Source organism: Streptomyces sp. NPDC004667, assembly GCF_040609475.1.
Classification (GTDB): Bacteria; Actinomycetota; Actinomycetes; order Streptomycetales; family Streptomycetaceae; genus Streptomyces.
Map to the genome: position 1 here is coordinate 64353 of NZ_JBEXKC010000041.1, position 6839 is coordinate 71191.

Below are 6839 nucleotides of genomic sequence, written 5' to 3' on the forward strand. Positions count from 1 at the left end.
CATGTCTGAGTCGCAACCCTTACGCGAAGGTGCCGAGCAGCCGCCCGTACACGCCGAACACCCCGATGAGCAGCGGGAACAGCACGATGACGCACAGCGACTCGGCGGTGTCCCCGAATCGCCGCAGCCGGACCCGTACGTGCTCGGGCGGCTGTACGGCCAGTACCCCGAGCGCCGCCAGCGCCAGCACCAGCAGCGTCGCCAGCGGCCCGGCCGCGCCGGCCCGCTCCGCCCACACCAGCAGCGCGGCCACGGTGACGGCGGCCCCGGCCAGCAGCAGCGCCACCACCTCCGCGACGAGCGGGAACGCCCGCGCGCGCAGCCACAGCACGCCGGCCACGGCCACGGCCAGCGACACCGTCCAGACATCGGGTTCCCGCAGCGCGAGCACCCCGGCCGCACCCGCCGAGACGGCGGTGGCGAGGGTGGCCAGCGCCATGCCCCGGTGGGTGGCGCCGAGGGCGGTCGCGACCTTGTACCGGCTGACCGAAGCCCCCCGCGCACGGCGGTCGTCCAGCCCGGTCAGGCCGGCCGCCGCCAGGGCGAGCCGCGGCAGCAGCCCGAGCAGGACCACCGAGACCACGGCCAGCACCGCTCCGGTACGGGCCCCCGCGCCGCCCTGGGCGACGGCGACGGCCTCCCAGCCACCGGTCAGCGCCACCACGGCGGCCGCCCCGACGAACCCGCCCCGCCCGAGCGGCGTGAACCACCCCAGCAGCGCGAGCCCCACCGCGAGCGCACCCGCCACGGCGGCGAGCCGTCCCATCGGACCCCAGTGCTGCGCGTCGCCCAGGGTCCACGCCCCGAGCACGCCGACGGCCCCGGCGGTCGCCAGCAGCGCCGCCGCGAGCCCGGAACGTTTCAGCCGCCCGGCGAGCGCCCCGACCAGCGCGGCGACCGCGGCCACCGCGAGCAGCGCCCCGGCCACCGCGCCCGGCGCGAACTCCCGCCGGGCGAACCACCCGGCGAGCAGCGCCCATCCGATCAGCCCGGCCCCGGCGGTGACCCTCCGCGCGCCCGGCCGCCAGCGCCAGGCGCGCACGTCCAGGTCCTCGGCGGCCTCGTCCGTGACGTCGTGCACGACGGGCGCGGACGGCACGTCCTGCACCCGCACGAGCCGCAGCACGGCGCCGTCGCCGATCCCGGCGTCCGCGAGGCAGACGTCGTGTTCGAGCACCGACCCGTCGGCGGTCACCAGGTGGCGCAGCGTCGGCTGCGCGGCGACCCGGTCGTCCAACATCCGTATGACGTCGGGCAAAAGCCGCCCGACGGGCTCCTGGGAGGGCAGTACGAGGTCCATCCTCCGCCGCTCACCCACCAGGGTGACCCGGCTCAGTGCCGTACCGATTCCCGCCCCCATGCTCACCACGCGCCCGAACCTATCACCGAGTACTGACCTGTCCCGGGGTGCCGACCTTGCCGATGAGCCGGTGCGAGATGAACGACCATCCCACGCATCCCGCGCACAGCACGGCCGCGATGACCAGTCCGGCGACGGCCTTCCCGATCCGCTCGTCGGCCACGCGCCGCCCGCGCTGCGCCCCGAACAGCACGGCGTCGCGCATCCTGCGCCGCCGTACCGCGACGGACTCCAGCAACTGGCTGTCGTAATCCTCGGCTGCCATCCCGGCCCCCCTTCCTCTCCGCCCCGACGCTAATACCCCGGTCCAAGGTTCCACACGGGACCCTCCGCGTCCGCCACGGCCTCCCCGATGAACCGGGCCGCCTCCAACTCGTCGACCACGACCGGACCCGGCTCCCCCTGCGCCGGGTGCCAGCGCAGGTCGGGGCCGAACAGCTCGTCCGTGCGTACGTCCCGCAGTACGCGCCGTCTCAGCAACGGACCACGGCCCTCGGCATCCCGGTGGTAGGTGACGCGCCCCTCGGCATCGAGGGCGTCGAGCACGCGGCCGTCGAGCCGGGTGAGGGGTGCGCCGCCGAGAAAGCCCGCCAACGGGCCGTGCTTGTACCGGACCCCCGTCAGTTCGAGGAACCCCGCGTCGTCCCGGTAGAACTCGCCGCCCCGCTCGTAGAAGAGGAGCAGCGGTTCGTAGAGGTCGGGCAGCCCGGCCCCGACCGCGGGTTCCAGCGAGCGGAGTTCAGCCAGCCGCACCGCTCCGGCGCAGGTGTTCCCGACCTCGACCCATCCGATCCCGCCCAGGAACTCGGTGAGCGCGCCGGCGAGCTCCGGCGCGGGTACGAACTCCGGGGCGGCGTAAGGGGTGACGTCGAAGAAGGGCCAGACCTCCGCCGCCGAGTACGCACGGGCCCACAGGGCCGCCCGGCGCATGTACTCGCGCAGCAGGACCCGCCGGGACTTCACGTGCCCGAACGCGAAGTCCCAGTCCCCGCACCACTCCACCGCCCGCAGCCGCTCCAGCACGCGCGCCCCTGCCCCACCGGCCACTTCGTCCCCCTTCCCCCGGTCACGACCGCCCCGACAGTTCCTCCAGGGCGTCCAGCGACACCGCCCCGTACACGACGGGCTCCAAGACGGAGCCGCCCCCGCGGCCCTCCGCCGCGGCGCCCAGCAGTTCCTCCAGGGCCTCCGGCGCCCGGACGCCCCGCAGGCGGGCGGAACGCAGCCGCGCCAGCCACGGCACCCCCGCCTCGAAGGCCGCGGCACCGGCCGCGTTGCGGGGTTCGTAGCCCGCCGCTCCGTCGTCGGACGCCCAGAGGAAGCCCAGGACCCGCTCCCCGCACCGTACGCGGGCGTAGCGCACCGCTTGCCCGGTGGTGCTCTCGTAGTCCCCGTCGCCGGGGCCACCGGGCAGCCGCTTCATCAGCCGCCGCCACCGCGCCGGTACCTCGAACGTGCCCCAGGCGTCGTCGTATTCGGGGCCCGTCTCCCCCTGGTCGGCGAACCCGTCGGCGGCGGGCCGCGCGTACCGGGTCGGATCGCCGGGATCGACCGGGGCCCCCGTCACCCCGGAGATCCGTTCCAGCGCGGCGGCGAGGCGCGGGGCGTTCTCCTCGCCCACCTCCCGCTGCGGACGCCCCCGGAGGTCGACGGTCAGCCAGGCGTCGGCGTACGCGGACAGGGCCACCAGCACCGCCCCTTCGCCCCACACCTCGACCCGAAGGGTGAAGAGCCTCTCCGCCCGGCGCACCGCACCCGCCTCGCGCCACTCACCCGCCAGCTCCAGGCCCACGTTCAACAGGCGCTCCGGAAGCAGCCCCACGGCGTCCGCCCGCCCGGCGGCGGCCACGAGGGCCTCCCCCGGCGGGACGCCCCGGCGCGCGAACAGCGGCTCGCCCACGGCACCCCGGTCGACGAGCACGACCCACCCGGCGCCCTCCCCGGTGACGAGCCCACACGCCACGAGAACGTCCGCGAGGCCCGAGAGCAGCCCCACCGCCCTCAAGACACCACCGCCGGCGGGACCCACCAGGGGAGCCGGCTCCCAGAACCACTCACCGACGGGCTCGGACGTGATCACCGTTGTCTCCTCCTGCGCCGACATCCACCATCGCGTCAAGGGCTGCCTTGTCGAGCGCCGACAACGGCTCTGTCGCCAGGTGATCCTCCCAGGTGGTCAGGCGAACGCGGCCGGCGACGAAGTCGATGAAGCCGTTCTCGATCCAGAAGGCCCCACTTTGCTCGAACACCAGAATGATCGGCTCGAACGGATCCGGCAGAACACAGAATCTTGCCAACGCATCAGGTGAAAGCGAAGCCCAGTTCAGAGCGGCCTGGCAGATCCTGCCGACGAGCCGGCTGCTCGACCGCTCGGCCAAAATCGCTTCGAGTTCCGCCGCCAGCTCTGCGTCCGGGCGGACAGAGGCGTCTACGTGGCGCGCGATATCGAAAAACGGCCAACGCTCGGGCTGTGTCACTTCAAAGAAGGGAGTCGGCTGCGCCTTCTGGAGCTCTTGAACCCAGAGGGCCGCCCGGCGCAGATACCCCCGCATGAGCCGCGCACTGGAAGTACCGTGCTCGAAACTCTCCTCCGTGGCCCGCCAGTCGATGGCAGAGATTCTCTCCACAACGAACTTCTCATACTCGTTGCTCACGGCAGCTGAGCCCCTTCTCCCTGCAGAGACCGATCACCACTGAACTCTGGGAGCGGCCGGATCAAGAGGGGAGGACTCGAACCCTCGCGCCTCGGCTGTTCAGCCATGACTCCAATTCGACCCCGGCCAGCCCGTGTCGCCCATCGCTCTCCACCACTTCGGCAGGACCGAAGATCGTGCCTGAGAGGCCGGATACCACTGTCTGGTCATCGAAGACGGCCTGCATGAACGTCTCCGACACCGACACGTCGGTCAGGTCAGCACTCCGCAGGTCGACATCGGTCAGTGACGCACCGTGCAGCGATGCCTGCCGAAAGGAGGCCGCCCTGCCGTCCACGCCGCGCATTTCAACACTTCCGAGATCGGCTCCGTTCAGCACGGCGCCGCGCAGCGAGGCCTGGTCCGACTCGGCTTTCACCAACGACGCACCCGAGAGGTCCGCTTCGTCCAGAATGGCGCCCTCAAGGTGTGCGCGATAGAGATCCACGCGGACGAGACGGGCTCCTCGGAGCGCGGTCTCGGTGAGGAGACTGTTGGCCAAGTCCGCATAAGACAAATCGACATGAGACAGGTCGAGCCCCGCGGCATCGAGCAGGGCAACGTCCTGCGCAACCCAGTCCCTCAGTACCGCCACTGCTTCCGCATCAGCGGGCCAGTTCCTCACGACTCGGCCCTCGTTGCGGATACCAGACAACTCGATCACTCCACCCGCGCCGCTCGACGATCGCCTTCAGGGCGTCAACGAAGGGCCGCCGGGGCGCCGGGCCGGAACGGCGCCCCCCTCAGGTCGATGAACCCGGCGTCGTCCCGGCTGAACTCCCCGCCCCGGCTCGCAGAAGAGAAACAGCGGTGCGTAGAGGTCCGGGAGACCGGAATACGCCTCCGGATTCCGCCGACATCCTCACGCGTCCCCCGCCACGCTGCGGGGCTCGTAGCCCGCCGCGCCGTCGGCCTACGGCCAGAGGAACCCGAGGGAAGCCAGGGCGTGCCGGACCTCACCCACTGGCCCGGTCGTGATCACAGGCCCTCACCCGTCTTCGCGTCGCCATTCGCGGACGAGGTTGCCCTGCTCGTCCCAGACGCTCTCCTCCTTGAGGGAGTAGATGTCGTCGTCGAAGAACTTTCGCGCCTTGAGAACGCCATTGGGATGCCATTCCAGGTATTCACCCGACGCGGACCCGTTGACAATGTTCCCCTGAAGCTTCAGCGCACCATCCGGGTACCAGGCCTGAGACAAGCCATTCGGGACTCCGTCAAGATAGACGTCAAGGCAGACGATTTGCCCATCCTGATACTCGGCCACCTCCCCCGTGAACAACTCGTCTCGATAGAGCACCCGATTCCCCATATCGATATCGACATCAGGATCGTCAGTGTCGACGCGCCGCACCAAGCTCATTAAGGAATCCAATTCTCATCGGAGGGCGGATACCCCGTGAACCGGCCGTGAGGCGAGGGCACTCCGGGGAGCATATGGTAACAGTTCGAACAGAAGGGGGCGCCCCTGCCGATTTCACCCGTCGCCCTGTCCTTCATGAAGGGGAATTCCACGGATGCCCGAATCTCCTTGAATACGCTCACGTCATCCGGCAATCCAAGCCGAGTGCGGGCCCACAACAGCTCGTTGGTGGCCTTCACTTCCGCGTGCCCCAGGGGCTGGTCCGGATGCGGCTTGTTCGGAGCCATCTCCTCGTAGATCGCACGGAGGGTAGGGTGAACCCTTTCCTTGGGAATTACATTGCCCGGCCGCCCGTTGATTCCTTCGATCACGATGCCGGTCCGAGTGTCCATGACGGCACCCACGCAGGCACCCACATCGCCCTTGACGAATTGCTTGGCATCCTTGGCGTCCCGGTAGACCTGCGCCCTGGACTCGGCAAGATGGTCGAGATATTGGTCGACCGGCTTGCCGTCAACGTGGGTGATCATGTCGTCCACCACTGTGACCCGGGGGCTGTCCAGGTCGAACAGGTCCAACAGCTTCTCGCCGTGACCAGCCGGGTGCGTTCCGTCCGCGTCCGGCAGGCGGGTCTCCGGAGAGATCGCCTCGGCCGGGGTGGACGCGGTTCCGTGCTCGTTGTGCCCCGGCCCGTCACCGTGGCCCGGGTTGTCGGGAAGTCCGCCGCCCTGGTGCGGGACGGTGGGACCATCGCCGTGGCCGCCGCCCGTGCCGGGGCCGTCGCCGTGTCCCCCGCTGGACGGGGTGTCCGTGTGGTGGCCACCGCCGGTGGGGGTGGTGTCCGTGCCGCCGTGGCCGCCCGTGCCCGTTCCGCCACCCGGTTCGGCGTGGCTGTTGTGGGCGGTGTTGTCGGCGATGCCGCCGGGGGTGTGGTCGGCTGCGCCGCCGGGGGTGTGGCCGGGGGTGTGGCCGGGGGTGTGGCCGGGGGTGTGGGCGGTGGTGCGGGCGGTGGTGTCGGCGGTGTGGGCGCCGACGGTGACGGGGACGTTTTCGTGCTTGGGGACTTCGGCCAGGGGGTGGTCGGTGCCCTTGGGGACCGCGGTGAGGTCCTGCTTGGGCAGGCCGTTGTGGTCCAGGAGCTGGTTCGTGGTCTTGTCGTAGAACTGCGGGCGGCCCAGGGCGTCGTCGGGGAGACGGACGGTGTCCTCGGGGTGGGGGAAGGTGATCCCGGGGGCATCCGCCTTCGGGAGGTCCTTCCAGATCACGTCGTCGATCTTCGGGAACGCCCCGTCGGCCTTGCCCAGGTTCGCGAACAGGTCACCGATCTTCAGCTTGGCGAAGGAACCGGCCTTGCCGATGTAGGTGATCGGGTCGATCAGACGGCCCGCCTTCCCCGCCACGGACAAAACCTTCCCGACCGTGCCCG

7 protein-coding genes and 1 pseudogene are annotated in these 6839 nt (G+C 70.8%); all 8 read right to left on the minus strand.

Annotated features, from left to right (window positions below; genetic code table 11):
• Positions 1–19: 19 nt before the first annotated feature.
• Positions 20–1360: a type VII secretion integral membrane protein EccD gene (eccD, locus tag ABZW32_RS22820; RefSeq protein WP_356218539.1), complete on the minus strand. Its 1341-nt coding sequence runs from the start codon at positions 1358–1360 to the stop codon at positions 20–22.
• 22 nt (positions 1361–1382) lie between these two features.
• Complete coding sequence (locus ABZW32_RS22825; protein ID WP_007264842.1) at positions 1383–1625, minus strand: hypothetical protein; 243 nt, start codon at positions 1623–1625, stop codon at positions 1383–1385.
• 29 nt (positions 1626–1654) lie between these two features.
• Positions 1655–2407 carry a hypothetical protein gene (locus ABZW32_RS22830; RefSeq protein WP_356218524.1) on the minus strand — a complete coding sequence of 251 codons (753 nt, stop codon included), beginning with the start codon at positions 2405–2407 and terminating at the stop codon, positions 1655–1657.
• 19 nt (positions 2408–2426) lie between these two features.
• Positions 2427–3440: a hypothetical protein gene (locus ABZW32_RS22835; RefSeq protein ID WP_356218526.1), complete on the minus strand. Its 1014-nt coding sequence runs from the start codon at positions 3438–3440 to the stop codon at positions 2427–2429.
• Positions 3415–4014 carry a hypothetical protein gene (locus ABZW32_RS22840; protein ID WP_356218528.1) on the minus strand — a complete coding sequence of 200 codons (600 nt, stop codon included), beginning with the start codon at positions 4012–4014 and terminating at the stop codon, positions 3415–3417. The genes ABZW32_RS22835 and ABZW32_RS22840 overlap by 26 nt, the downstream gene beginning before the upstream one ends.
• A 61-nt stretch (positions 4015–4075) precedes the next feature.
• Positions 4076–4717: a pentapeptide repeat-containing protein gene (locus ABZW32_RS22845; protein WP_356218530.1), complete on the minus strand. Its 642-nt coding sequence runs from the start codon at positions 4715–4717 to the stop codon at positions 4076–4078.
• Positions 4718–5041: 324 nt separating this feature from the next.
• Positions 5042–5413 (minus strand): hypothetical protein, encoded by a 372-nt coding sequence (locus ABZW32_RS22850; protein ID WP_356218532.1) that lies wholly within the window; start codon positions 5411–5413, stop codon positions 5042–5044.
• A pseudogene (locus tag ABZW32_RS22855) lies at positions 5413–6839 on the minus strand (hypothetical protein); the annotation flags it as partial. The pseudogene ABZW32_RS22855 and the gene ABZW32_RS22850, both read right to left, overlap by 1 nt.